Annotated in this window: 39 protein-coding genes; 8 read left to right on the forward strand and 31 right to left on the reverse strand. The window is 69.2% G+C overall.

Annotated elements, in window-relative coordinates; genetic code table 11:
• Window positions 1-156: 156 nt before the first annotated feature.
• The 23 genes from AB0411_RS33965 to AB0411_RS34075 all read right to left on the reverse strand — a co-directional run bounded on the left by AB0411_RS33965 (window position 157) and on the right by AB0411_RS34075 (window position 14,810).
• Window positions 157-306, reverse strand: a complete 150-nt coding sequence (locus tag AB0411_RS33965; protein ID WP_366421097.1) for a hypothetical protein — start codon at window positions 304-306, stop codon at window positions 157-159.
• A gap of 63 nt (window positions 307-369) precedes the next feature.
• Window positions 370-768, reverse strand: a complete 399-nt coding sequence (locus AB0411_RS33970; RefSeq protein WP_366421098.1) for a hypothetical protein — start codon at window positions 766-768, stop codon at window positions 370-372.
• Between the two features lie 48 nt (window positions 769-816).
• Complete coding sequence (locus tag AB0411_RS33975) at window positions 817-1,083, reverse strand: hypothetical protein (RefSeq protein ID WP_366421099.1); 267 nt, start codon at window positions 1,081-1,083, stop codon at window positions 817-819.
• Between the two features lie 19 nt (window positions 1,084-1,102).
• The gene (locus AB0411_RS33980; RefSeq protein WP_366421100.1) at window positions 1,103-1,516 is read right to left on the reverse strand and encodes a hypothetical protein; all 414 of its coding nucleotides are present in this window, start codon (window positions 1,514-1,516) and stop codon (window positions 1,103-1,105) included.
• Between the two features lie 129 nt (window positions 1,517-1,645).
• Complete coding sequence (locus AB0411_RS33985) at window positions 1,646-2,011, reverse strand: hypothetical protein (protein WP_366421101.1); 366 nt, start codon at window positions 2,009-2,011, stop codon at window positions 1,646-1,648.
• A gap of 176 nt (window positions 2,012-2,187) precedes the next feature.
• Window positions 2,188-2,415 (reverse strand): hypothetical protein, encoded by a 228-nt coding sequence (locus AB0411_RS33990; protein WP_366421102.1) that lies wholly within the window; start codon window positions 2,413-2,415, stop codon window positions 2,188-2,190.
• Between the two features lie 130 nt (window positions 2,416-2,545).
• Window positions 2,546-3,154 carry a hypothetical protein gene (locus AB0411_RS33995; RefSeq protein WP_366421103.1) on the reverse strand — a complete coding sequence of 203 codons (609 nt, stop codon included), beginning with the start codon at window positions 3,152-3,154 and terminating at the stop codon, window positions 2,546-2,548.
• A 163-nt stretch (window positions 3,155-3,317) separates the two neighbouring features.
• Window positions 3,318-3,584: a hypothetical protein gene (locus AB0411_RS34000; protein ID WP_366421104.1), complete on the reverse strand. Its 267-nt coding sequence runs from the start codon at window positions 3,582-3,584 to the stop codon at window positions 3,318-3,320.
• 534 nt (window positions 3,585-4,118) lie between these two features.
• On the reverse strand, window positions 4,119-5,336 hold the full coding sequence (locus tag AB0411_RS34005; RefSeq protein ID WP_366421105.1) for a ParB/RepB/Spo0J family partition protein: 1,218 nt from the start codon (window positions 5,334-5,336) through the stop codon (window positions 4,119-4,121).
• The gene (locus AB0411_RS34010) at window positions 5,336-6,070 is read right to left on the reverse strand and encodes a ParA family protein (protein WP_366421106.1); all 735 of its coding nucleotides are present in this window, start codon (window positions 6,068-6,070) and stop codon (window positions 5,336-5,338) included. The genes AB0411_RS34005 and AB0411_RS34010 overlap by 1 nt, the downstream gene beginning before the upstream one ends.
• A 208-nt stretch (window positions 6,071-6,278) precedes the next feature.
• Window positions 6,279-6,707 (reverse strand): DUF2493 domain-containing protein, encoded by a 429-nt coding sequence (locus AB0411_RS34015; RefSeq protein WP_366421107.1) that lies wholly within the window; start codon window positions 6,705-6,707, stop codon window positions 6,279-6,281.
• Between the two features lie 12 nt (window positions 6,708-6,719).
• Window positions 6,720-7,532 carry a DciA family protein gene (locus tag AB0411_RS34020; RefSeq protein WP_366421108.1) on the reverse strand — a complete coding sequence of 271 codons (813 nt, stop codon included), beginning with the start codon at window positions 7,530-7,532 and terminating at the stop codon, window positions 6,720-6,722.
• Window positions 7,529-8,800, reverse strand: a complete 1,272-nt coding sequence (locus AB0411_RS34025; RefSeq protein WP_366421109.1) for a hypothetical protein — start codon at window positions 8,798-8,800, stop codon at window positions 7,529-7,531. The genes AB0411_RS34020 and AB0411_RS34025 overlap by 4 nt, the downstream gene beginning before the upstream one ends.
• 276 nt (window positions 8,801-9,076) lie before the next feature.
• Entirely contained in the window at window positions 9,077-9,664 is a 588-nt protein-coding gene (locus AB0411_RS34030; RefSeq protein WP_366421110.1) for a DUF6221 family protein, read from the reverse strand.
• The gene (locus tag AB0411_RS34035; RefSeq protein ID WP_366421111.1) at window positions 9,661-10,035 is read right to left on the reverse strand and encodes a hypothetical protein; all 375 of its coding nucleotides are present in this window, start codon (window positions 10,033-10,035) and stop codon (window positions 9,661-9,663) included. The genes AB0411_RS34030 and AB0411_RS34035 overlap by 4 nt, the downstream gene beginning before the upstream one ends.
• A gap of 442 nt (window positions 10,036-10,477) precedes the next feature.
• Window positions 10,478-10,903 (reverse strand): hypothetical protein, encoded by a 426-nt coding sequence (locus AB0411_RS34040; RefSeq protein ID WP_366421112.1) that lies wholly within the window; start codon window positions 10,901-10,903, stop codon window positions 10,478-10,480.
• Window positions 10,900-11,310, reverse strand: coding sequence for a hypothetical protein (locus AB0411_RS34045; protein WP_366421113.1), 411 nt, complete (start codon window positions 11,308-11,310; stop codon window positions 10,900-10,902). The genes AB0411_RS34040 and AB0411_RS34045 overlap by 4 nt, the downstream gene beginning before the upstream one ends.
• Complete coding sequence (locus tag AB0411_RS34050) at window positions 11,307-12,263, reverse strand: WhiB family transcriptional regulator (RefSeq protein WP_366421114.1); 957 nt, start codon at window positions 12,261-12,263, stop codon at window positions 11,307-11,309. The genes AB0411_RS34045 and AB0411_RS34050 overlap by 4 nt, the downstream gene beginning before the upstream one ends.
• On the reverse strand, window positions 12,260-12,538 hold the full coding sequence (locus tag AB0411_RS34055) for a hypothetical protein (RefSeq protein ID WP_366421115.1): 279 nt from the start codon (window positions 12,536-12,538) through the stop codon (window positions 12,260-12,262). The genes AB0411_RS34050 and AB0411_RS34055 overlap by 4 nt, the downstream gene beginning before the upstream one ends.
• 12 nt (window positions 12,539-12,550) lie before the next feature.
• Window positions 12,551-12,787, reverse strand: a complete 237-nt coding sequence (locus AB0411_RS34060; protein WP_366421116.1) for a hypothetical protein — start codon at window positions 12,785-12,787, stop codon at window positions 12,551-12,553.
• A 4-nt stretch (window positions 12,788-12,791) separates the two neighbouring features.
• Window positions 12,792-12,983, reverse strand: coding sequence for a hypothetical protein (locus tag AB0411_RS34065; protein WP_366421117.1), 192 nt, complete (start codon window positions 12,981-12,983; stop codon window positions 12,792-12,794).
• Entirely contained in the window at window positions 12,983-13,894 is a 912-nt protein-coding gene (locus AB0411_RS34070) for a hypothetical protein (RefSeq protein WP_366421118.1), read from the reverse strand. The genes AB0411_RS34065 and AB0411_RS34070 overlap by 1 nt, the downstream gene beginning before the upstream one ends.
• Before the next feature lie 79 nt (window positions 13,895-13,973).
• Window positions 13,974-14,810 carry a hypothetical protein gene (locus AB0411_RS34075; protein ID WP_366421119.1) on the reverse strand — a complete coding sequence of 279 codons (837 nt, stop codon included), beginning with the start codon at window positions 14,808-14,810 and terminating at the stop codon, window positions 13,974-13,976.
• A gap of 207 nt (window positions 14,811-15,017) precedes the next feature.
• On the opposite strand from AB0411_RS34075, the gene AB0411_RS34080 reads away from it, so the two are divergent.
• From AB0411_RS34080 to AB0411_RS34100, 5 genes are all read left to right on the forward strand, one after another.
• A complete protein-coding gene (locus tag AB0411_RS34080; protein ID WP_366421120.1) occupies window positions 15,018-15,302 on the forward strand; it encodes a WYL domain-containing protein in 285 nt (94 codons plus the stop codon).
• Window positions 15,303-15,363: 61 nt separating this feature from the next.
• Window positions 15,364-15,804 carry a hypothetical protein gene (locus AB0411_RS34085; RefSeq protein ID WP_366421121.1) on the forward strand — a complete coding sequence of 147 codons (441 nt, stop codon included), beginning with the start codon at window positions 15,364-15,366 and terminating at the stop codon, window positions 15,802-15,804.
• Between the two features lie 115 nt (window positions 15,805-15,919).
• Window positions 15,920-16,195, forward strand: a complete 276-nt coding sequence (locus AB0411_RS34090) for a hypothetical protein (protein ID WP_366421122.1) — start codon at window positions 15,920-15,922, stop codon at window positions 16,193-16,195.
• Window positions 16,192-16,389, forward strand: a complete 198-nt coding sequence (locus AB0411_RS34095; protein WP_366421123.1) for a DUF6011 domain-containing protein — start codon at window positions 16,192-16,194, stop codon at window positions 16,387-16,389. Before AB0411_RS34090 ends, AB0411_RS34095 begins: the two co-directional genes overlap by 4 nt.
• A gap of 8 nt (window positions 16,390-16,397) precedes the next feature.
• Window positions 16,398-16,571, forward strand: coding sequence for a hypothetical protein (locus AB0411_RS34100; protein WP_366421124.1), 174 nt, complete (start codon window positions 16,398-16,400; stop codon window positions 16,569-16,571).
• On the opposite strand, the gene AB0411_RS34105 is transcribed toward AB0411_RS34100, so the two are convergent.
• The 3 genes from AB0411_RS34105 to AB0411_RS34115 form a co-directional block, all read right to left on the reverse strand.
• Window positions 16,568-17,572, reverse strand: a complete 1,005-nt coding sequence (locus AB0411_RS34105) for a hypothetical protein (protein WP_366421125.1) — start codon at window positions 17,570-17,572, stop codon at window positions 16,568-16,570. The two genes, AB0411_RS34100 and AB0411_RS34105, sit on opposite strands and share 4 nt — an antisense overlap.
• Window positions 17,573-17,590: 18 nt before the next feature.
• Window positions 17,591-18,700, reverse strand: coding sequence for an integrase (locus AB0411_RS34110; protein WP_366421126.1), 1,110 nt, complete (start codon window positions 18,698-18,700; stop codon window positions 17,591-17,593).
• Between the two features lie 109 nt (window positions 18,701-18,809).
• Window positions 18,810-19,031, reverse strand: a complete 222-nt coding sequence (locus AB0411_RS34115; RefSeq protein ID WP_366421127.1) for a hypothetical protein — start codon at window positions 19,029-19,031, stop codon at window positions 18,810-18,812.
• Window positions 19,032-19,261: 230 nt separating this feature from the next.
• Here AB0411_RS34115 and AB0411_RS34120 point away from each other — a divergent pair, with 230 nt between their 5' ends.
• The 3 genes from AB0411_RS34120 (at window position 19,262) to AB0411_RS34130 (ending at window position 20,201) form a co-directional block, all read left to right on the forward strand.
• Window positions 19,262-19,561: a hypothetical protein gene (locus tag AB0411_RS34120; protein ID WP_366421128.1), complete on the forward strand. Its 300-nt coding sequence runs from the start codon at window positions 19,262-19,264 to the stop codon at window positions 19,559-19,561.
• Window positions 19,562-19,629: 68 nt separating this feature from the next.
• Window positions 19,630-20,001, forward strand: a complete 372-nt coding sequence (locus AB0411_RS34125) for a hypothetical protein (RefSeq protein WP_366421129.1) — start codon at window positions 19,630-19,632, stop codon at window positions 19,999-20,001.
• 11 nt (window positions 20,002-20,012) lie between these two features.
• A complete protein-coding gene (locus AB0411_RS34130; RefSeq protein WP_366421130.1) occupies window positions 20,013-20,201 on the forward strand; it encodes a hypothetical protein in 189 nt (62 codons plus the stop codon).
• A gap of 209 nt (window positions 20,202-20,410) precedes the next feature.
• Here AB0411_RS34130 and AB0411_RS34135 read toward each other — a convergent pair whose 3' ends face one another.
• Genes AB0411_RS34135 through AB0411_RS34155 form a run of 5 tightly spaced genes read right to left on the reverse strand, consistent with a single transcriptional unit; the run spans window position 20,411 to window position 23,190 of the window.
• On the reverse strand, window positions 20,411-21,229 hold the full coding sequence (locus tag AB0411_RS34135; protein ID WP_366421131.1) for an SGNH/GDSL hydrolase family protein: 819 nt from the start codon (window positions 21,227-21,229) through the stop codon (window positions 20,411-20,413).
• 15 nt (window positions 21,230-21,244) lie between these two features.
• The gene (locus tag AB0411_RS34140; RefSeq protein WP_366421132.1) at window positions 21,245-22,381 is read right to left on the reverse strand and encodes a hypothetical protein; all 1,137 of its coding nucleotides are present in this window, start codon (window positions 22,379-22,381) and stop codon (window positions 21,245-21,247) included.
• A complete protein-coding gene (locus tag AB0411_RS34145) occupies window positions 22,378-22,698 on the reverse strand; it encodes a putative phage holin (RefSeq protein ID WP_366421133.1) in 321 nt (106 codons plus the stop codon). Before AB0411_RS34145 ends, AB0411_RS34140 begins: the two co-directional genes overlap by 4 nt.
• A complete protein-coding gene (locus AB0411_RS34150; protein WP_366421134.1) occupies window positions 22,695-22,841 on the reverse strand; it encodes a DUF7620 family protein in 147 nt (48 codons plus the stop codon). The genes AB0411_RS34145 and AB0411_RS34150 overlap by 4 nt, the downstream gene beginning before the upstream one ends.
• A gap of 46 nt (window positions 22,842-22,887) precedes the next feature.
• Window positions 22,888-23,190: a hypothetical protein gene (locus AB0411_RS34155; RefSeq protein WP_366421135.1), complete on the reverse strand. Its 303-nt coding sequence runs from the start codon at window positions 23,188-23,190 to the stop codon at window positions 22,888-22,890.
• Window positions 23,191-23,381: the final 191 nt, after the last annotated feature.

Below are 23,381 nucleotides of genomic sequence, written 5' to 3' on the forward strand. Positions count from 1 at the left end.
TTCCTGGTGCGGGTAGGCCGGCGGCTTGGGCGCAGGCGATGCGTGCGTTTCGGTCGAAGGCGGGGTTGTGGATGAAGGTCGCGATGGCGGCGATGGTGCGGCGGGCGGCCGCAAGTTGGTCCTGGGTGTCGCGGAGGTCGCGGTCGTGCTGGGTGGTCATGGGCTGTCGTTGAGGCCGAGGGCCCGGACGAGTTCGCCGTATTCGTCGGTGAGCTGGTCGATGAGGCCGAGGAGGTAGGTGATGTCGTCGTCGGTCTGGAGGTGTTGGGCGGCCTCGGTGCGGATGCGGGCGAGGCGCTGGTCCATGGGGGCTCCTGGTGTTGGGGCGGGTGCCGGGCGGTGGTGGCCGCCCGGCGGGTGGGGCTCGGGTCACGCCGCCTCGGCCGGCTTGGGCGGGCAGGCGCAGACACAGCCGGGGATGGTGTAGGCGGAGTCCGCGTCGAGGTCGAGGAGCTGGTGGCGCTGCTCGGCGAGGAGGGCTTCCTTGCGGCGGAAGGCGGCGGCCTGCTCGGTGGTGGCGGGGCGAACGGAGTAGGTGCCGTTCGCGTCCCGGGTGATGAAGTCGCCGAACTTGGCGACGATCCGGGGCTGCCGGGTCTCTCCGGTTCCGATGCGGAGGCCGACGACCTGGAGATTGCCGTCGACGGTCTGCCAGTAGCCCTTGGCGTAGATGCCGTCTCGGTCGATCTGGTCGTCGATCTGGTTGAGGTTGTGGCGGCTGAGCTGCCACTCGGTGGTGGTGGGTGCGGGGCGGTCGAGGGTGGTCATCACAGTCATCTCCGTTGATCACTGAGGGGTGGGTGTGGCGGTGCGGGTTCAGCCGGTGGTGTTGTGGGCGTCCTCGCGAACGAACTGCGGGACGGTCTCGGCGGCGTGGAAGTCCTGGATCTGGGAGGCGTAGCCGCCGCAGTAGGCGGTGGTGTAGTCGCTGACGCGGGGGTCGACGAACCATTCGTGGCGGTCGGCGAGCTGGTCGAGGGTGGCGTCGAGGAGGGTGTGGGCTTCCCAGGCGTCGCGGCGGCCGCGGGTGTAGTCGTCGTTCTCCTGCGGGGTGACGGGCTCGTAGCGGAAGTAGGGGTCCATGGCGGGTCTCCTGCGGGTGTCAGGCGGCGAGGGCGCGCGGGGTGTCGTTGGTGCGGACGATGCGGCCGATGACCTGGTCGATGCGCGGAGGCTGCTCGTCGCGGAACTGGGGGGTGCTGGCCCAGCGCTCCACGTGCTCGATGTAGTCGGGCACGTCGTGGTCCTCGGTGATGCGGATGAAGCTCGGTTCGGTGTCGAGGTCCGCGGAGATGGCCTTGATGGCCTGCATGGCGGGGGCGGAGCAGCTGATGAGGATGACGGAGAGGTCCTCGTCGGTGCGGAAGCTGTCGGGTTCCCAGCCGTGGGCGGCGAGGAAGGCTGCGGCGCCGATGCTGACGGCGCCGTCGGGGCCGACGAAGTTGGGGCCGGTGTGGAAGCCGCGTTCGGTGATGATGCGGGCCATGTAGCTGCGGATATCGGCGGTGTCGGACATGGCTGTCTCCTGCAGGGTGTGCGGGGTGGTGTCCGGCCCGGCCGGGGGAGCTACTGCCGCCGGGGTGTTCGGTGGGGGCCGCCGGGTGTTCGACCGGGGCCGGGCCGGAGATGGTGGGGCGACTGTCGGCTAGTCGCCGAGGCTGCGGTGCTCGTCGGTGCAGGTGCCGCACTGGATGACCGGGCCGTATCCGGAGTGATTCTCGGAGCAGAGGCTGGCGGCGGTGATGCGGTCGCAGTCCTCGGGGCAGTCCTCGCAGGTGCAGGCGGTGAGGGTGTCGCCGGCGGGGAGGTCGATGCCGAGGAAGAGGGCGGCGGTGGCGTGGGCCAGGAGGAGTTCGGCTGCGATGTTGGCGCCGGCCTTGGCGGCTTCTTCCAGGTCGTGGGTGGTCTCTTCGAGGCTGTGCCAGCCGTTCTGCTGCTGGGGGGTGAGGTCTCGGTAGGAGATCGCGGTGGCGGTGCTGGTGTGCACGGGCCTGTCCAGCGTGATGGTCATGTCAGCTCCAGGAGCTTGTACTCGGAGGGGCTTTGGGGCCTCTCCTTGTCGGCTCTATAAGCATGACAGTTTTCGAGGGTTAAGGCAACAGGTTCAGTGAAGTGAATCCGCCCGGGCACACCACGGCCCCTGCCCTCCGGATGGAGAACAGGGGCCGTGGTGTGGCGTATTGGCTGCTAGGAGACGGTATGCAGGCGCTCCGCCTCGTCCCGCTGCGCTTCCAAGATGTCGGTGAAACTCACACAGTTCGCGAGTCCCCTGCGCACGACCGCGATGCGGTACCGCTTGATCCACCTGCGGACAGTGGACTCCGACGCCGGATACGGCGTGGGCTTGAGGAGTTGGACTATCTCCTTGGTGGTGACGAGGTCGGCGGCGTCAGCGGCAGGAAGAGGGGTTGCCATGGCCACAAGGGCTCCCGGTTTCGGATGGGCCGTCGTTCGCAGCGCCGACCGGCCGAAGCGGGGTGATCTCTGGTGTGGTGCGCCGCGGTTGTGGAGTCCGCGGGTCATGCGGGTGGTGCGGGCCAGCGCTTCAGGTTGCTGTGCGCTGGAGTGCGGCGACGCGGGCAACGTGGCGCTCGCAGATCTGCTGGAGGGACCAGCGGGTGGGCAGGCCCACCGTGTCGTAGCAACGCCGGTTGGCGCACAGGACGACGTGGTCGGCCCGGCTCCACATCAGACCCCAGCAGCGGCAGGTGGGGCACGACTCGAACCGCACCATGGCCGTCACGGGGACCGTGTCGCCGGCGTGGAGGGAGTGCTCCAGGCTCTGGCGGAGCGTCAGCGCGTCACGGATCTGCTGCGTTTCGGCGGGCAGGTGCGCGGTGACTTCTTCGGCCCAGGCGTAGAGCGCTTCGGGGGTTCGGGGTGCGGGGCCGGCGGTGGGGACTGCCGTGTAGGTGTGGGCGACGATCTCGTGCGCGGAGGCCTCGATGTAGTCGAGGGCGTCGAGGTTGATCGGCACGGTGGCGTGGACCTGGGTGGCGCGGCGTGTGCTGCTGGATGGCCGTGTCGCCGGCGTGAGGTGCTCGACGCGTAGGGTGCGTAGCCGCTTGGCTGCTGTGGTGCTGTAGCTGTCTCCGCCCATGGTGTCCCCGATCCGCAGGCGGTCCGTGCTGCGCTGTGGGGTGGGGGGCACCATGCGGGCGCGCGGACCGGAATGTCTCACTCCCGGTTATTTCCGGACGCCCCATGATGGCATGAGTTGGTCTCGTGTTGAACGAGTTGCGACTGTTGATCTACGTAGAGTGGTCACTGTTGCCGACTCGTCACACATGGGCGGTCACCACGAAACCGCCACGCAACTAGCCGCGAGCACCCGTCAGGTAGCGGGGCGCGAGGGCGGCCGCGTCAAGAAGGGCCCGAAGACGCCGGTGCTCCTCCTGGCCCAGTCCCCCGGTCTTGTACGTCCCGTCGACGATGAGGAGCGCCACCGCCTGGACGGCGACGGCGTAGGCGTCCGCGGTCGCGGGGTCGGCGAGGGACATGCCGCGGGCCTTGTACAGGGACTGGATGGCGACAGCGAGGCGGTCGGTTGGCTCCGGTGCGGGCGTGGGGCTGGCGCCGGTCATGGGCGCCTCCTCCACTGCTCGCAGGTGGCCGCGCCGGGCGGCACGGCTACTGTCCGCCGGACTGGGTTCGGCGGTGAGGGCTTGGGCTGGCGGTGTGGTGCCTGCCGGCTGGCGTCCGGGCATGGGCTCTCCACTCGGGGTCCGGCGGTGGGAAGGAGGGCGCTGTGGTCGTGGAGAGGCGGGGCCGCCGGTGATCCCTGCCTGGACAAAGAGTGCCACTGGATCCCGCGATGGGGTAAGGCAAGCCCAAGTATTGATACGGAAGTGACGAAGCACGGGGGGCGTTTCAGCCCCGTTTTGGGGGCGCACTCCTGTCGGGCATGAGGGCGCCCCCGGTACCGAGGACGGAGTTTTGCCGACAACATCCTGGGCGCCGGGGGCGCGGAGACCTCACGAGCACGCGGCCCGCCAGATGCGGACAGCATAGCCCCAGACCTCGTCACGCAGGTCAGCGGATTGCCCCGAAACGCAAAAGAGCGGCCCCGCTCCCCCACCGCGAAGGTGAGGGAGCGGGGCCGCTTGGCGCGGGGCCCGTTAGATCGACTCCGCCCCCTGTTCGGTCAGCTCTCGCAGCAGCGAGTGATACGCCTCGGGATGGTCTTCTCGCAGGGCCGCCATCCAGATGCGGCCGCCCTGAACGAAGACGTCTCCGGTCATCTTCAAGCGCAGATGCTGGACGACGTAGAAGGGCTCGTCGTACGGCAGCTGCCGCGGCTGGCTGGCCTTGACCGGCGCTGGCGAGTTCGCTTCAGCGGAAGCTGCCGGAGCCGGGCTTGCCGACTCGGCCGCGTCCTCTGAGGCTCCCTTCTCGACACAGCCCCCTGCCGAGGAGTCTGTCGGCAGGGTGGAGAGTTTTACGGCCGTAAAACTCTGGTCTGCTTGCTCGCCAGGGTCTGGGGAGCTTCGAGGGTCCGGAACGCTGGCCGGCTGCCCGCCCTCCGGTTTCGGCCCCCCTGAAGTGTCGGATGCCTGCGCAGGCTGCTCGGAAGGCGGCGGCGAGGAGTGCAGGGCAGCGGACGGCTTGGCCTTCTTGGCCGCCTTCTTCTCCTCCTTCGCCCCCAGTAGGTCCTGCTGCATACGTTTCCACCACGCTGCCTGGTCCTCTGGGGAGAGCTCTTCATCGCGGGTGAGCTTCCCCAGCTTGCGGGCATGTTCCAACGGGATAGCTCGCTCGCGGACCATCCTCTGGACTTCCGGCGCGAGGTGCGTCAGAAGGATCCTCTGCGTAACCCATCCGTCGGCGCGCTCGAAGTGCTGGGCAACGGCCCGGTTCGTGCCGAACTCCGTCACCAGCGCCTGCACCGCGTAGGCCTCTTCGACCGGGTCGAAGTTCTGCCGGTCGACGTTCTCGGAGACAACGGCCTCCATGAACGTCTTGCGGGACTCCGCGACATCATCATTGATGACGCAGTCAAGACTCAGCAGCCCGACCTGCGTAGCGGCACGGTATCGACGCTCACCGCTGACGATGACGACGTCGACGCTGCCGATCTTCTTCTTGTTCTCCGGCCACAGCCTCAGATAGGCGGCCTTCGTGACGACAGGAACGGCCTGGATCTGGCGCCGCTTGAGGCTCTTGCCGAAGTCCTCCAGCTCCGCCTTCGTCCCGAACTCTGTGCGGGGGTTGACGAGGTTCGGGCTCATCCTGGCGAGGGGGACGCGTAGCAGCCGGCCGTCGGCTTTCGTGTCGACGACTTCCTCTTCGGGCTGGCCTTTCAGGAAGTCGTCGAACTCGTCGTGCTGGCTCGCCATTACAGTGCCCCGGACTTCTCGTTGCGCCGGAACTGGTGCTCCATCGCCAGGGCCGTGAAGTCCTGCCGTGCCTTGGTTGCGGTGTGGTTGGACAGGTACTGGGTGCACACACGGCCTTCAGCGAGTGCCTTGGCGTGAAGGCGGAAGTGCCGGATGTCGGCCTTGTACAGGTCCCAGTTCTGCTTACGCACGAAGCTCTGGGTGCGTTCCAGGTCGCCGCGGCCGTCTCGCGGCTCCCAGTTGCTGATGACGACGCCGTAGGGGAGGCCGCGGGGCTTGATGACCTTTTCGATGGTGGTGTGAGTGGGCTTGAAGCCCGCCGGGTCCGTCTCCAACGGGACGATGACGTCGTCGGCGATGTCGAGGACTGCGCGCAGTCCGTCACCGACTGGGCCATCACCGAGGGGGTCGATGCTCTCGCCGTCGTTGTTCAGGGGCAAGAAGCCTGGGGTGTCGATGATGACGATGCGGGCCTTGGCCTTGCGCAGCTTCCGCAGGTTGGCGATCTGGCGACTGGCGTCAAAGACACGGAAGGGCATCTCTCGCCCTGCTCGTTTGACTTGGTCGGCCCAGTCGATCGGGGTGCCCTGAGGGTCGATCGATACGCAGGCGACTTCAGCGTCTTCCGAGCTGTCGTTGCCGAGCATGTCTGCGTACACGGCGGCCAGGTTGATCGCTATGGTCGACTTTCCGATGCCGCCCTTTTGGTTCAGGACAACGGTGATATGTGGCATGTGTTCTCTCCGACTGCTTCCCGAATGATCCGGTACTTCGGACGGGAAGCATCATCGCAGAACACCTGCGGTCTTCAGGTGAGGGTGCCGGAGCGGCGGTTTTACGGCCGTAAAACTCTTCGGCTGGCTACTGGGGTTGGTCGGCGGATGACGGTTACGGGCCGCCCTCGCGTGGTCGCTGTTTTACGGCCGTAAAACAGCGTGGGTCTCAGACGTCGATGGCGCGGACGGTCAGGCCAGCCTTCTCGGCGCGGCGCATGCAGTCGCGGGTCCCGGTGGCTGGGCCCTTGGGGAAGGCGACGACAAGGTCCGCTCCAGCGCCGACCATCTTCTGATTGCGGCGGTGGCCGGCGGTGGGGCAGTAGTCGGTGCCGCGCCGGTTGGTCTTCCGGTGGCCGGGCGGGCAGTCGGGGCCGCAGTGCTGCCAGTCTGCGGGGTGGGTCTCGACGTCGAGGCCGTGGCCGCGGGCCCAGAGGTCGGCGAGGGTGTCGGCTCCGTCGGCGGTGCCGTGGACGATGACGATGCGGTCGTAGCCGAGCTGGGTGGCGTCGTGCCAGGTGTCGAGGAGGACGTCGGCGAGGAGCTCGGAGTTGCTCCAGGAGCGGCTGCCGGTGATGAGGATGCGGGCGTCGGGCATCAGCAGATCCTGTCAGGCGGTCCGTTGGAAGACGGTGGGGAGAGCGGGTGCGCGGCCGGCCTTCTCGTCGCGGGCCCGGCGGATGGCGGCCTGCTGGACAGCTTCGGCTTCGCTGGCATCGCGGGGGCGGGCCTGCTGCTCGAGGTGCTCCTGCTGGGCTTGGGCTTCGGTGAACGCCGCGGGGGATTCCCGGAGGGTGCCGCGGATGTCGGCGAAGTGGCGGTCGCGGATCTCCTGGGCAGGGTCGTCGCGTCGCGCGGCTTGAGCCTGGCGGACAGCGGACAGGGCTTCGCGGAACGCTGCTGGCGGCTCCTGCAGCTCCCAGGCAACTGCGGGAGCAGCGGTAGCCGGCACCGGCTCGGGATCCTGCGAGCGGACAGCCGAGGCGTTGCGGAGCGGGGGGCCTGGCTGGAGAATCTTGACCTTGGCGATCGTGTCGCTGCCGACGGCCTGGTTGAGGGCGGCTGGTATCTGCGGCGCTTCCCACCGGAGGGTGGCGGCCGCGGTGGCGTGCACGGGCCGCAGGTGCAGGGTGCGGGTCTCGGCGTCGAAGTGCTCCGGGACGGCGCGGTCAGCTAGCTGTGGGGCGATGCGGTCCCAGCGGGCCATGATCAGGCCTGCGGCGGAGGGCCGCTGCCAGTTGTAGGTCACGGCGAGCTGGTCGAGGAGGTCAGCGACGGGCTTGGGGTCGCGGCCGGAGCCGCGGTCGACCCGCTTGATGGTGGGACGCCGCCGGGGCTTGCTGGGCTGGTTCTTGGCGGCGGCGCGGGCCTGCCGGAGGGCCTGCATGGCGAGGTCGGCGCCGGACAACTGCGGTTCGGTCATCCGAAGACTCCTGTCTGAAGGCTGGGGCAGGCGGCGAGCTTGGCGGCGCGGGCGGTCAGCTCGACGCCGTACAGGTCGATGGCGTCGTCCTCGCCGTGCTCGTCGATGTGGTCCATGACGATGCCGATGGCGTTCCAGCCGGCCTCTTCTGCGATACGCCGGTCGAAGTCGGTGCGCTCCGGCTCAGGGGACTGGTCCTCGAGGGGGGCCCGGTTGCCCAGCCACTCCTGCCATTCCTCGTTGGTGATGGCCCCGGTGGCGTCGCTGCTGGCTTGCGTGCGCTGGCGGTCGAGGCGCTCCTGCTCGGCGTGCTTGCGGAGCCCGGCGGCGAGGACGCGGTGGGGGCGGTCAGGGTGCCAGCAGAGTCCGGGCCCGCCGTTGAGGGCGCTGGTGTCGTCGGCGAACTGGATGGCCTGCTGCTCGCTCCAGCCGCGCTCGCCCATGTCGGCGCAGACCCAGCGCAGTTCGTCGTGGGAGGCGGAACGGAGCCAGGGGAAGGTGCGGCGGAGGGTGCGGGCGAGCTTGTCGCCGAGCTGCATGCCCGCGGCGGTGACCGACGCTCCGAGGATCGTGGTGCGCTTGCGGCGGCCCTTGCGGCTGGCTTGCTGGGGGATGGTGGTCGATCGGTTGGCGACCGGCTTGCCGGTAGTAGTTACACCACCCACTACCTCTACCTGACCCACTTCCTTTACCCCAGTGAGGGATAGGGGCTCACGGTCCTGGTTTTCCACAGGGGCCTGGTCGCGCTGGTCGATGACGATCCGGGCCTGGTAGCCGGTGCCGATGAGGCGGTGGCCCATGGCGTGGTCGTAGCAGGGCGGGATGGTCGCGGCGTAGGTGGTGGCGGTGGGGGCGTACCCCTCGAGGCCGCGGGCGCGGCGGCTGTTGCGCTGGGTGCCGTGGGCGACGAAGACGAGCGCGCCCAGCTCGCGGAGGTACTTCACGTGGCGCTTGGCGGTGGCGCGGCTGATGCGGAGACGGGCGGCGAGCCGGTCGAGGCCGTACAGCACCCACCCGGTGTCGAAGTCCATGCGCTGGGCGAGGTCTTCGGCGACGCGCAGGGTGGTGTCGTTGGCCTTGGGGTGGAGGCCGGCGGAGACGAGCCAGGTGACGGACCGGAGCCAGCGGCGGGGCCCGGTGCGGCGGGATGCGGTGGCTGCGATCTCCTGGTCGTCGCCGCGGGCCGGGGTCCAGGTGGTGGCATCGGGTGCCGTCTGGGGGCTGTGGTTGCGCTGCCCGGGGAGGGAAATCCGGGACGAATCGCTCATCGCGGGGTTGTCGAGCTGACAAGTAAGGGTGCGCTGAGGCACTATGTATCCCGTCGTCGGGCACGCCTGATGGCATGCGAAAGGCCTTCGGGTCGTTCGTTGCTTCTCGGCAGAAGCGATTGCTCGGAGCGCAACCGGGGTGGTACTCGGGGCGATCCGAACGCTGGAGGGCTGGTAACCCGTCCAGCAGCAGAGGGGCCGTAGTCCGGCCGGTGCTGGTAACACCGGTTGGCGGAGGCGGCCCGGGGCGGTCGAGGAATCTCCCGCCGGTTAGCGCTACGTCATCTGATCTCCATCAGTCGGTGGGGTCTGCGCACCTTCTGTCCGGCGCGAGTCTGTGGTGCCCTCCCAGCCGTAGCCTTCAGCGAGACCAAGGAGCGTCGGGCAGGGGGCGAGTACGTAGGACGGGACGAACCCCTCAGGAAGGGTGCCTGCTTGGCCCGGTGCTGGGTGCCACTCCGTGGGGTCGGCGTTCCGGCAACTGGGGCAAGTCATCGCCTCGCCTTTGCCGTTCTGGTCGTGGGGCCATTCCACCGTCTCCCAAGTGGGCCGGTGCAGCTCCAAAAGCTTTCGGTCGGCGGCGCAGCGTCGCAGCACCGATCTGGGGTCGTGCATGACGATGTGATCGGCGTTCCTCCACGCGTTGCGTGCTTCATCCCACGGCTCATGGCTCATGGTCGGCAGCCACGCCAGCAGCTCGGTGTTGTTGTCCGCACCGGCCAGGATCGTGGCGGTATGACCGCCGTGGTCGAGGTGGGTGTCGTGTGAGTGCCACGGTGCCTGCGTCGCATGCCTTGCAGCTTCCTCGACGCGGCTGATGGCGGTCTCCAGCCAGGCGAGGATGTCCTCGCCGGCGGCGGTCACTGGATGCCCTCCGCCCAGAGCTTCCGGCACGCAGGGCGCTGACAACGGCCGGAGGACTCGGCCTCGGCCGCCGGAACCAGATCCGCCAGATCGCTTTCCTCGCCGAGCTCCACGCTTCCGTTGCATGCGGCTACGGAGGCGCCGTAGACGTAGCCAGATCCTGTGACAGCGATGTGTACGACGCCCAGGGAGTTCCAGTTGTTGCGGCCTTCGCCGTTGCGAGTGCCAGCGAGGACTGACCCGCGGTACGTCAGTACCCGGCGAGGCTCTTGGGCTTTCGCAGGGTGGTAGTCGTCGGGTCGGTTGGTCCGATGGTGCAGGACCTCGGCCTGGTAGTCGTGGACCTCAATGCGGCCCACCGCGGCGCTCATCGTGCGCTGTGGGTAGTGGTGACAGGGTCTCCGCTCGGGCCCGCCGGTGTGATCTTCACGGCGGTGGCTGGAGTCCCACTGTCTGATAGCCCGGCTGTCCGGGTACTCTGAGCCATGTTGCTGGCCTTTCGTAGTTGTGGCTGGCAGCGGCCGGGTTCGCCCCCGGCAACGGCCCCGCTTTGATCCCGGTTACCAGCCGGGGGAGCGGGGCCGCTCCATTTGCAGTTTGAGTGGCCATCAGAAGCTGAATGCTCGTCTGGCGCAGGCCCCAGCCTAGCGGTTTACCTCGCCACCCCTCCACCCCTACGGGAGTCGTGTCGTTAACTGTTGATTCGTTCGTATGGCCAGCTCATCGGGTCATCCCACCCTCCCGACCCGTGTCCTATAGTTTTGGGAAGTAAATAACGGGACTCAGCGCACGTCAGCAGCCTGCGGCTTTGAACTACGAGACATCAGCCAGCACGGCGAACTTGGTTGTTGCGGTGTGTGGTTGGGGTACCGGCAGCGGGTGGATGTGTGCGGTTCTGTCGGGGCCATCGTGTTGGGCGGTGTCGTGCCGGTGTTTGGCGCGGGCTGTGGTGGCGGCCGCGGTGCAGCGGGGGCAGCGGCACTTGTGGTTGTTGTAGGTGGCGGGGTCTCCGTGCTTGAGGCGGTCGGGCGCGTGCCGGGCCTCGCGCCCGCGGGCTTTGGCGTCCGCGAGACGCTGGGCGAACTGCCGGTCGCGTGAGGCGAGCAGGGTGGGTGTGCGGCGGGAGACGCCGAGCTTGTCGGCTGCCTCCCCGATGCGGGTGCCGTCGGCGACCAGGCGCAGGAACTCCGTCTGGGCGGCCCGGTCGAAGATGACGGGGCGGCCGCGGCCCGCGGTCACTCGTGGTCTCCCCACAGCAGCAGGTCATCGTCGGCTGGGTGGGCGGTGCGGCCGCACTGCGCGGCCACGGCGACTCCGCCGGCCATGGCGTGATGCCCGGCCTCGTCGAGGGCCCGCTGGAACCGGTCCAGGTCCTCTGGCCGCCACTGTGGGCGCAGCATCGCTTTGCCGGCCCAGATGCCGACGGTGAGGGCCATGTTCCATATGGCCTGCAGGGCGTCGGGGTCTACGTCGGGGAACAGGGCGGTCGGCAACCGGTCTGGGCGGCCGGCGTGGTTGAGGAGTCCTGCGTCGAGGATGCCGGCGATGACGTGGGCGGAGCGGAGGTTGCGGCCGTGCAGCGTCTGGTCGACGGCTGTGGTGTCCACGGTGGCCGGGATGGTGGGGAGTTCGGGGGTGAGGGTCATGCTGCGGGCTCCAGGACGGTCGTGGCGGCGAGGGGCAGAGGGAGCTGTTCGACGACGGGGCCCACCAGGCGCAGGTGCCGCCCGTGCGGTGCCGTCTTGGGCTTCGCCGGTTCGGGGGTGGGCCAGGTGCGGGGCAGGTGCTCGTAGCCGTTGAACACCAGCTGCACACCCAGGTCCGCGACGAAGCGGATCCGGGACCGCCGGTGCGTCTTCTTGGCGGGCTGCTCGGCCTCGGGCTTGGGCTGGCTGATGCGGACGACGGGCATGTCCGGGGCCAGGCGCCGCTGCCTGCTGCCGTCGGTGTTCGGTGCCGCCGCTATGCGCCAACGGCCGTCCCGCTTGACGGGGATCGGGCCGAGGACGCCGAGCTGCCGGGCCGTCTTCAGGAGCTGCTGGCGGGTGGCGGTCTCCTTGTCGAGGCCGAGGATCCCCGCGAGGATCGCGCGGTGCCAGTTGGCGGTGCGGACGTCCATGTCTGCGCGGTACGCGACGAGCCGCTCGTCCGTCTCCCGGGCCAGCGCGACGAGGACGGCTTGCTTCTGCGGGGTGCGGGCTTCGTCGAGGCGCGGGTCGTCGGCGGAGAGCAGGGCGGGCTGGGCGGCGGCGCGCTGCTTGATGAGGAGGGCGTGGCGTTCCAGGCTGCGCATGCCGCCGAGGACGCCTTCGGGTTCGGCGAGGTGTCCGTCGGAGTCTTCGGCCATGGCGTAGGTGCGGCAGGCGTCCAGGACGGGGCAGGTGCCGCAGACGGCCACGGCGGCGGCGAGGCGGGCGTTGCGGACGGAGCGTTCCTCGCCGCCTTCCTCGGTGTACGCGCCCCAAGCGTCGATGCTGAGGTCGAGGTTGCCCTGGGCGCGGGTGGGCCGGTCAGGGTCGGGGGCACACCCGCGGTACCGCCAGTAGCGGTGGTCTTCGAGCTGTTGGCGTGCCGTCTCCGGCGTGAGGGTGCTGGTCATGAGGGGTCCCCGCTTCCGTGCTGTGTGCTGTGCTGCGTGAGGGCATGAGTGACGATGGCGTCTGCTGCGGCCAGGAGGTCCTGTTCGGCACGGTACTGGCGGGCGCCGGCCACAAGCCGGGCGACGTTCGCGGCATGATCCCGGGCGACGGCGGCTTCGGTGATGCGGCGGGTGGCCTGCTCGGCGGTCACGGCGGTCAGGGCACGGCGCATCCGCCAGCAGGCCACGGTGAGGCCGGCGGTGGAGAGGAGCGCCACGGTCAGAGCAGTGAGCATGGCGCTCACCTCCTAAACGGTGGTGGGGTGGTCGATGTGCGGCGGGTCGTAGAGGCGTTCGCAGCGGGCGGCGTGGCTCTCGACGATCTGATGGGCCGCGCGCAGGAGCTGGATCTCGGCGCGGATGCGTCGGCGCTGGATACGCCAAGCGCGCTGCCCCTCGATCAGGGACAGCGCGCTTCGGTACAGGTACCGGGCCCCCGCCCAGACCGCCGCCGGAAGTCCAGCAGCGGCCAGGCGAAGGGCCACGGCCTCAGAAGAGGGTGGCCGTTGGGTCATGACTGGATACCTCGGGGATGAGGGGTATGCCGAGCTGCCCGACGAGCTCGGGCAGCGGTGCCGGCGTACTGGCCGGCTTGGGCGCGGGGATGGACGGGAGGAGCGGGACGGCGACCGCCTCGGCCGGCACCTCCCGCCCCTCCACATCCAGCTGAGCAGCCACCATCAGGCGGCGTTCCTCTTGTGCTGCTCGGCGGCGTGTGCGTCCAGCAGGTCGAGGAAGGCCCGGAACGTCATCTGCTCCTTCGCGGGCGGCGGCCCCGCCACGTCCTCGTCGATGACGCTGTGCGCCTCGGCCGCTCCGCGGATCTGCGTGATGGCGTCCAGGTTCGGGTGCGGGCTCCGGAACTGCTCGACGGCCTGCCAGTACAGCTGATTCAGCGGCGACGCGGGTGCTTCCGGTGACTCCTGCGCCGCTGCTGGGGCATCCTGCCGATGGGCAGGCGCCGGGCTAGGGTTGCGCTGCTCGTCCTGCGTAGCTGCGGGCTCCGACTCTTGACCGCCCGCCTCGTCCTTCTCCAGGTCGGAGGAGGTCCACAGATCCAGCGCCATCCCGAAGCGCATGCCGGCGTTGCGGATCGCGTCGCCGATGATTTCCTTGACCGCGTCGCCGCCGCTCTTGTCGCCGGCGTGGCCGTACCCGAGGCGAGTCATGCCGCACACCGTGAGCCGGATCCACAGGCCGCGGTTCCCGTCGTATTGGGGCAGACCGTTGGCGTCCGGCGCCAGTGGCTCCCAGTCCCAGAACGGGTCGACGTTCAGGAGCCGGTTGGTCGCCTCAGCGTGGCCGACGTAGCGGAGGTCGATGTGGCCGCCCGGCAGGTTCTGCTGGCAGGTGCGGCAGATCCGGCGCGGGTGGTTGTCGCATCCGCGGCCGCGGGAGTCCTTGCAGTTCTTGCACCACATGCGGGCCAGGAAGCGGATCTCCTGCTCCGGGAACGGTTCGCGGAGCTTGCGGAGGGCCTCGATCTGTTCCTGGCGGGTGTAGCCGTAGGTGCCGGCCGGGCGAGCCTCGGCCTGGTTTTGGGTGTGCTGGGTGGGGCCCTCCGCGGTTGCGGGGGCCTGCGTGTTCGCCATGTGAGGTTCTCCAGGTATCAGGTTGTGAATGCGGGGCGCGTCTGGTGTCGGCGTCCAGGCCGCGCCCCGCAGGGTGCGGCTAGCTGCTCGGTGATCCCTTACCGCGGGTCTTGCGGCGCTCGACGCCGGCGTCGTCGAGGACGCGGCTCACCGTCCGGTGGGACACGCCGAACGCCTCACCAAGGACGTACGTGCCTTCCTCGCCGGTCTTGTAGCGGCGGATGACTTCTTGCTTCTCCTTCGCCGACAAGGACCGGCCAGACGTGCGGGACTTGCTCTTCTCCCGCAGCACCAGGCCGTTGCGCTCCAGCATCAGAGCGAGGACGTCCTCATCGGCCTGGTAGCGGTCGGCGAGGTCGGCGAGCGTTGCGCCGCCCTCGTACGCCTCGACGGCCTCCGCGACGTTCAGGCCCTCGAACATGGGGAACTGCTCGTGCAGGTACCTGCGCACGAGGGTGGACACGGCGCGGGGCTTCCATCCCAGCTCGTCGATGAACTCCGGGGTCTTCAGCAGCGCGTCGGCGCGGGCCTTCAGCCGGTCGTCGACGGTCAGGTTCAGGTTGCCGCGCTTCTCGGTGGTGCCGCCCGTGCCGTACGGGGTGGCCAGTGAATCGTCGCTCTTCGGCCGGAAGTCCCCCTCAACCAGGGCGTGCAGAGCCTGATCGCCGATGTTGGACAGGACGTCGCCGGTGCCCTTGGCGGCCTGGACGAAGTGCGCCTTTTCCGTGAGCGGCATGTAGATGGGCATGGATACGGTCTCCCGCTCGGCGTAGATCCGATGAATGAGCGCGGCGCCGGCAGGGGTGAGCATGCTTGCTACGGCTGTGGCCTCCTCCTCCTGGCCTTGCTGTTCGAGGCGGGCGGCGGCGGACTTGATGGTGTCCATGGTGCGCCGGTCTTTGGGGCTGAGTGGCACGGTGCGCGGTCCTCTCGGTGGCGCGGTCCGGCCTGTGCGGCCGGGCGGGCGCTTGGGGTCTCGTGCCACCAGTGTCCTCCTTCTTTCTAGTGCTGGAGCAGTGGGGTGCGGGCCGTTGTTGGCGTCGCTGGTGCAACAGTACCGCATTTCCATTGCGTCCGCACTAGAAAAGTGGCATGCTCGTCGTAGTCACCCCGAGGAGCCCCGATGCGACACACCCGCCGAGCCATCCGAGCCGCACACGCCACCGGCCACGCCCTCGTAGCAGCCGCCTGCGGACTCGTTGGCCTCCTGCGCTACGCCGCCGAGACCGGCCGCACCGTCCGCATCGCCTACACCAAGGAAGACGGCACCGCGTCGATCCGAGACATCCGCCCCGAGCAGGTCCGCCGCAGCAAGGCCGGCGACCTGTACGTTCGCGCCCACGACTTCCTCCGCGACGCGGCCCGCACCTTCCGCCTCGACCGCATCACCGCCCTGGAGGCTGCCTGACAGGCAACACCCGCCCCGAACCGCGACACCATCAAAGAACAGCCCCCAAAGGAGAATCCGCATGGCCACAACCTCCCAGCCCAAGACCCTGGACCTACTCCGCATTGCCACGAGCCTGGTTACCGAGAACATTCGGCACGGCTCCCCGTCGATGTTGATGCGCCGCATCAACCAGGACCACGGCATCAGCATCGGCTTCGAAACCGCCCGAGCTCTGCTGACCGACCTGTACGCAGCAGGAATCGTCGCCGCCGTGGATCGAAAGACCCACGCCTACCCGGTGTTGCTGGATCGTCAGGCCGCCCTGACTGCCCTGGAGAGCTACGTCGGCAGCGGAACCACGGACTGGCAGACGCTGTATGAGTGCCCCCAGTGCTCCCGCGTCGCCGCGTGGACCGACGGTCGCAAGGTCTCCGCTGGCGACGAGGTCGACGAGTTCTGGTGCCAGACGTGCGGGGCGGAGGTGCCGCTGAGCGGCTGCACCATCGTTTCCACTGCCTGACCCCGGGAACGACGAAGGCCACCGCCCCGAACCGGGTGGTGGCCTGACAAACACACTGAACGCGCAGACCGCGAGTCTAACCGATTACCTCGCCACCCCACAAGGAGAACTGACCATGGGCGCCTACGCCTACGCCACCGTCTTCGTCCTGAGCATTGTCAGTATCGGCACTGACATCACGTTCTACCTGAAACGGCGCATCAACCTGAAGGGTGCGGCCGCCTGGTTCGCCCTCACCATGCTGACGCTCGCCCTCGCCGCCGGATTCGCAGGCTTCACCCGAACCGCGCTTTTGGCCACCATCTCAGCAGTCGGCATGTCCTTCACGTGGTGGGGGCTCGTCCAACAGAAGGCCCCCCAGACGCGATCGCTGGGGCGGACCACCTCGTGACTTCCCGCCCGCAGCAGTCGTCCCTGCCCATCCCCGAGCAGGGACGCAGCCGCATCTGGTGCCGAGCCTGCGGACGGGAACTCCACGACCCCGACGCACGCTTGAGGGGCTATGGGGCCGACTGTGACCCCGCCAGCCGTACCCGCGGCCGCCGCCCCGACGACATCGACCAGGACACCATCCCCGGCACCTAGGAGAACCCGTGGCCATCTACCGGGTCTACGGCACCACCGTCGCATCACCAAAGCCGGACGACTGGCAGCTGATCCAGGAGACCACCGATCCGGTAGAAGCCACCAACACGGCCCACAAGACCGAAGGCACCTTCTGGCGACGCCTCACCGAAGACGACGCGCCTGTCCTCGACCGCATCTAGCCCCGTCCGGCCGCCTGCTCCTGTGCCCACTCCACCCCGCGGCGCCACTGCTCCACCCGCAGCGGCAACGGCGACCACGGGCCCGGCCCCTTCCACCGCGAGGCCAACACCCCGTTCAGTCGCGCCATGCCCGCACTGAACCCCATCCGCAGGCCCTGCGCCCTCAACGGCATGCCCGCCTCGTACGTCTGGCCCACACCCCCAACCAGGCGCCCCATCCTCTGCACCGTCACCCACAACATGCCGTGATCCGACCCCTCCAACCCGGCCACCAGCTCGTCACGGAACCGCAACCACCGCCCCAAAGCCGCCACCGTCCCCGGCGACAACACCGCCGGCTCCTCACGCGCCCGGCCCCAACCCTGCGGAGTCCACACCCCCTCCACCCACGGATCCCCCTCATCCAGGTGCACATGCTCCACCCGGCGCGACGCCAGATCCCCCGACCGCATCCGCGAATCCAGCACCAGCCCCGCACACGCCAACGACCGCGCCATCAGGGCATCCACCGGGGCGTCACCCGACAGCCACACCAGCCGCTCGTACAACGCCTCCAGCTGCGCAGCCTCCGCCACCGGCGCCAGGTCCAGCCGCTCCCGGTACACCCGCGGCGCCACCACCTGCACCCCGGCCTCCTCGCCGAGGATGACGAGGCAGTCCCGCAGCATCGCCCTGGTCGACCACGGCAACGGCTTCCCCAGCAGCGCCGCCTTGTCCGGATCCCGAAACGCCCCCTCCGCCGCCAACTCCAAGAACACGTCCACCGCCTCCGGGGCCAGCAGCCGCTTCACCGACCGGCCGCAGCCCTCCGGCATCCCCTCATGCCCCACCGCCAACGCCAGCTGCCGCACCGTCGCCCGCAACTGCCGCGCCCGCGAAGGGGACACCAGCCGGCCACGCTTCAACGCCGGCCGCGCCTCCCACCGGTCCGGGTCCCGCGGCGCCACCCGCTCCACCACGCTCTCCAGCCGCCGGATCGCCGGTGGACTCTGCTCGCTCATCGTTTTGCTCCGCCCGTCTCAGCTCAGCCCTGCCGCGGCGTTATCCTCCCAGCCGTCGTCGCGCCGCATATAGCCCAGCATGGAACGCGAGTGGCGGGCCCACCCGCCCTGATCGGCGATGGCGACGGCATCCTTGCCCTTGCGGCGACCGGTGGAGGCCAGGCCGGACCGCAGGGAGTGCCCGGTCCAGTGGATGGGAACGCCCGCGCGCACGGAGATGCGCTTGATGGCCCGCGTGATGCCGTCCGGGCCGAGCCCGTAGCGCTCGTTGCCGTCGTCATCGATGCTGTAACGGAGGTTGCCGTGTGGGTCGATCCAGTGGAACGCGGCGTCGTCTGGGCGGGTGTGGCGCTGGCCGTGCTCGTCGACGAGCTGCTTGCGGTAGGCGATCCAGGCCCGGACCGGGCAGATTGCCGGGTCGGCGGCGTAAGGAATCTTGGCTTCACGGACCGAGTGCTTGGTCTTGCCGGTGAGGACGGAAACGATGAGGCCGCGGGGATGGACGGTGACGTCACTGTTGAATAGCCCCGCCGGTTCGCTGGCGCGGGAGGCGTAGTTGAAGCCGGTGAGCACCAGGGCGAGGTCGCGGCGGCCGGTGAGGGTATCGTCGCAGGCGTTGGCAATGGCGTAGAGGCCGTCGGTGTCGGCAGCGACGGCCTGGCCGCGACCGCGACGCTCACCACTCTTGAGGAGCTTCACCGTCAGGCCGTCCAGCGCCTTACGGGCTGCGGCCTGGTCGTCGCCGCTGACGGTGACCTCGCGGTCGCGGAGGCCGACGACCACTGCGGCCAGGTGGGTGCCGGCCGAGGAGGAGGCGTAGCCCTTGCCGTTGCGCTGTCCCTCGCGCAGCATCCATGCGACGAAGGCGACCAACGCGCCGCGGCTACCTTCAAGTTCGGGTAGACCGGTAGCCGCGCAGAAGCGTTCCCATACCCGCCAGCTCTTCTTGTAGGTGTCGACGGTGTTCTCTGGAGTCAGGGCCTGGTCCACCGCGTCGGCCAGATCCTCGGCCTCGGCAAGGCGATGGGCGACATCGACACCGTGGCGGGCGGCCCAGCGCTGGAGGAGTGTGGTGCGTTCGTCGGCCGGCGCGAGGGTGGCGGCGCGGGCGGCTTCGATGTCGGTCACGTGCTCGATCCTCGCTCGAAGTGATCACCTCGGATAACGAGAGGTTATCCGAGGTGATACCGCGATGCTGCCCCAACCACACCAGACGGAGGATGGTTCCGATTCTTCGTCAGGAGCAATTCTCCGCTGAGGCCGTGGCGGTCGCGCCCTCGATGCCGAGTGGCTGATGCGTCAGACACTCCCCGATACGACGCATCCCGACGATAGCTGCGGCCGCGGTGCCCGGCTTGGGCTGGATGCCGAACAGGTCGTTCTCCATGACCGCGATGGAGGTGTAGTTCGGGCGCGGCGCGGCCGGCACCTTTGGGTGTCGCTTCCAGGGCAGTCGCATCAGAACCTCGGCGAGAAGAGGCGGTCGGGATATCAGGAGAGTATCCCCGGTCTTACGAGGTGATGCCCCGACACCGCCAGCTAACCGGAGGCGCACTGCCGTTTCTTCGCTGTGCGCGATCCTAAGCTCGCCGGGTGTTGGCGCCAGATCGCCACCTCGACTCTCACGCCAATCCGAATCCTTGGATTGCACCCTTGCCTTGCACTTAAGGGTTGCCGTATGGTCAGTGCATGAGCGACAAGAAGCCCCGTCTCATCCCCACCGGCAACTGCTGGTGCGGCTGCGGCAAAGAAGTCGGCCTCGGAAAGTTCTTCGCCGCCGGCCACGACAAGGCCGCCGAATCCGCCCTCATCGCCCTCAAATACGGCGGCTCCGTACCCGAGTTCCTCCACGCCCACGGCTACGGCCCCCAGCACTCCGTCAGCCACGCCGCCGTCGAAGCCAAGGTCTGGACGACGTGCCAGCACTGCGACTACATGGGCGCCCCGGCCAGCGTCCGGAACCACATCCGCAAGTACCACGAGCAATGAGGACACCGACCATGCCCCTGTGGCGCCGTACGCGTTCAGAGCCCGCCCCGGTGTGGCGCCCCGAATACATGCGCGTCCAAGACGTCGCCAACCACCCCGGAACCAGCGGATACGTCCGCATCGACCACGCCAACCGCGGCGGCCTCGGCAACCTGACCCTCGGAAGCACCACACCCTCCCGCATCGGCCGCGCCCCCGAAGGTCAACCCTGGATCACCCGAGACGGCACCGTCACCATCACCCCCGTAGACAGCCTGCCCTGGGCGTACGTCGCGCACGTCGCCGGACAAGGGCTCACGGTCTACCTGCCCGACGAATGGGCCAGCTACATCACCCTCCTCGCCGGCAGCCCGCCCGACCGCTGGCTGCCGGCGGCCCCAGGGAAGGCGCCAGACGACACCACACCGCGCGGCATCTCCGCCGACCACAACGAGCAGTGAGGAGCACGGCCATGCGCTCAGAGCCCAGCATCGCGGTTACAGCGACCCCCGTCGTCCTCGGATTGGGCACGTTCGCCGCGATCGTCCTGACCGACGGAACCGATGACCTGAGCTGGACCCGCTTCATCATCGCCACCCTGGCGTTCTGGGCGGTAGCCGTGGCCAGCGGACTCATCGTCCGCCACTGGTCTAGGGATTGACCACGGGACACTCCACCGACCACATAGCGCGGCCCTCCCAGGTCTAGTGGGAGGGCCGCTGCCGTACAGGGTAGATCACGAAGGCCCCCGTGCCAGGCAGGCGTTGGGCCTTCCGTGTTGCGTGCGGGCCGCGAAGCGGCAGGTCAGGATGTGAAACAAGCGGAAGCGCTGAGTCCTGTTATTTACTTCCCAAAACTATAGGACACGGGTCACGGGGCCAGAACCTCCCGCCACGCAGCCACAATCCGACGCGACAGATACACATGGCCCGCATCCGTCGGATGCACCGAATCCCCACCGATGTACCCCGCCACGTTCCCCGACGTGATCCACGCACCCTGCGTTGTGATCAGCGCGCCCGTCGCGTCGTACACCGACCCGGTGATCGGCGACACGAACGGAAACCCGGCGCTGGCCGCCTGCGTACGGATCGTGGTGTCCGTGTTCGTGATCGACCCGGCCGGGCTCGCCGTCGGCGCCCAACACCCAATCACCAGCACCTGGCACGATGGCAGGCCCGTCTTCACCGCAGAGAACAGCGAAGCCGCCGCAGTGCCGATCGCGCTCTGGCTGCCCGTGTTGTCGTTGTACCCACCCCAGATCACCAGGCGCGTCGGGGCCCATGCCACCACGTCCGCGGCCACACGATCCCCGAACGTCGCATACGAGCCGGGGGTGATGTAGCCAGTGCCGCCCCTCCCCTGCTCCCACGCGTCCGTCGCACCCAGCAGCCTCGCCGCCCGAGCAAACCACGAGCCCGCCCCGGCGCCCGTGTTCTGCGCCGACCCGTCCGAGATGCTGTCTCCCAGGACCATCAGCCGGCCGCCCTGCAACGGCACCCGCCACATCGTCGCTGACGGCGGCAGGTACACCCCGCCGAACGGCATCGTGGCGAAGTCCAGGCGGATTCGCCGCGGAGCCGCACTGCCGAGGTCGACGGTGAGCATGTGCCCGGAGCCGGCCGTCGTCCCACCGCTGGACTGCATCAGGTCGGTGACCTTCCGGCCATCGATCGACAGCCGGTACATCGTCGAGCTGGAGATCTACTTGAACCGTAGCTGGAAGACCTGGGCGTCCGTCCCGAACTCCACCGACCAGATTCCTTGGCCGCTGCTGTAGGTGTTCGGGTACTTGCTGGTCGGGAGGACGTAGTTGGTGTCGGGGCTGGACGCGCCGATCGCGAAGTTGCCCGCGCCCGCGTAGGCGTACGGGCCGGTCACGTCCGAGCCGGCCAGGGCAACCAGCGGCGGCGCGTACTTGATGTAGCCAGTGGTCGGCGTCGTCGTCTGCGCAGTGCTGATGGTCGGAGCGCTGCCCGTGTACAGGCTGTCGGCCAGTGCTGCGTCCGGGAGGTCGCGGCGGCGCCACAGTGTGGCCGGGTCGCCAGGGTCGCCCTTGTCGCCCTTCGGGCCCGTCGCGCCGGTAGGCCCGGTTGCTCCCGTCGGCCCTGTGGCGCCAGTTGCTCCAGTAGCGCCCGCACTGCCCGTCGCTCCTTGGGGCCCTGCAGGGCCGACGTCGCCTTGGTCGCCCTTGGGGCCCTGGGCGCCAGTGGCTCCCGCTGGCCCTGCAGGACCGGTGTCTCCGGTGTCGCCCTTCGCTCCGGCAGGACCCGTCGCGCCGGTGGCCCCCTGCAGGCCGGTTGCTCCCGCGGGGCCCGGATCGCCCTGGGGGCCGGCATCCCCTGTTGCTCCCGGCTCGCCCTGCAGGCCCTGCTCGCCTTGCGGCCCCTGTGCCCCTGTGGCGCCAGCCGGCCCGGCGGGGCCCGTGGCTCCCGTCGGGCCGATCTCGCCCTGCGGGCCCTCAGGTCCGGGCGCGTAAACGATCGTCCCCGTGCCCAACGGCGCGCCCGACAGTGCGATCCGCACGTCGCCGAGCCACCACGGCTCGTCGGACTCCGGCACCACCACGTACGTCGTGTTCGGGGTGCCGTCGAGTGCCCGGCCCTCGGTTATCGCCCAGGCCGTGTCGCCAGCAGCCGCGGTGATCTGCGCGTTCGGCGTGAGGTCCAGCTCCCACAGCCCGTCCTCACCGGGGCTGACGGTGTCCTGCCCCGTGATCTCCCCCTGCTCGTCGGCGACGTAGCCCACGGCCCGCTCCCCCGCCAAGTCGACGAGCGCCGCGGTGACCTGCACCCGCGTCGGGTCCGGCAGATCGAGGAGCTTGCCCCGCACAACGGTCATGAAGAGTTGCCCTTCGAATCGTGGCGCTGCACGCGGATCACCATCACCGTGCGCTGCGCCAGGAGGCCGGCAATCAGCAGGAGGAGGACAGAGCGCACGATGCGGAGGACGGCGGCTGTGGGGCCTTCCTGCCCGACGATGGCGATGGCCACGGTGTACGCGCCCAGGCCGCCGATCGCGCCGGCGAACAGCATCAGATGCCGACCCATCGCCGAACTGCGCCAGGGAGCCAGCAGGTGGTAGGTGGCGACGAAGATGGCCGCGGAGACGAGGACGACGCCGCTGACCACCGTGTTGATCCACTCGGCGGTGCTCACCGGTGCGCACCCCCTTCGATCGCCGCGCGGAACATCTCCGCGAAGTGGTTGCGGCGCCTCAGCTCACGCAGTTTGCTGGTGGCCTCATCGACCTCGGGGCGGCGCTCCTCGGCCTCGATTCGGGCGGCCTTCGCGCGCTCCACTGCATGTTGCGCTGCCCGCTGGCCCGGGGTGGGGCGCCCTCGACGCCTAAGGCATCGAAGCCTCGTCCATCGGATCACTCGGCTGCACCTCCCCTCGCTTCGGAAGGGAGTCGAGGACGTGGCCGGCGGTGTGCGCGAGCTCAAGCAGCTGCCGGTTCTGGTCGCGTTCTTCTGTGCGGGCGACCTCGGACTCGACGTGAGCGGTGCGCCAGCTGTCCCTTTCCTCCTTCATGTCGTCGTAGGTTCTGCGGGGTATCAGACGGCCGGTGAGGACCATCAGCACGACGACGGCGAGCAGCGCTACGGCGCCGCCTTGCGCGACGTTGATGCCCATCAGCTCAGCAGCCATGGGCCGCCTCCCGGATCTTGCGGTTCACTGCGTATGGGTCCGATTCGGTGTGGGGTGGTGGCGTGGCCGGGCGGCTCCGGGGTCTGCCGTGCCGCCGCAGCAGTCGGCAGGGCAGAGGGGAGCCGCCGCGGCATCAGACGCCTCGGACAGCGGCGGGGCGCCTGACCTCGGCCGCGGACACCGGGGCGGTG

The organism is Streptomyces angustmyceticus, from assembly GCF_040701845.1.
GTDB classification, from domain to species: domain Bacteria; phylum Actinomycetota; class Actinomycetes; order Streptomycetales; family Streptomycetaceae; genus Streptomyces; species Streptomyces angustmyceticus_A.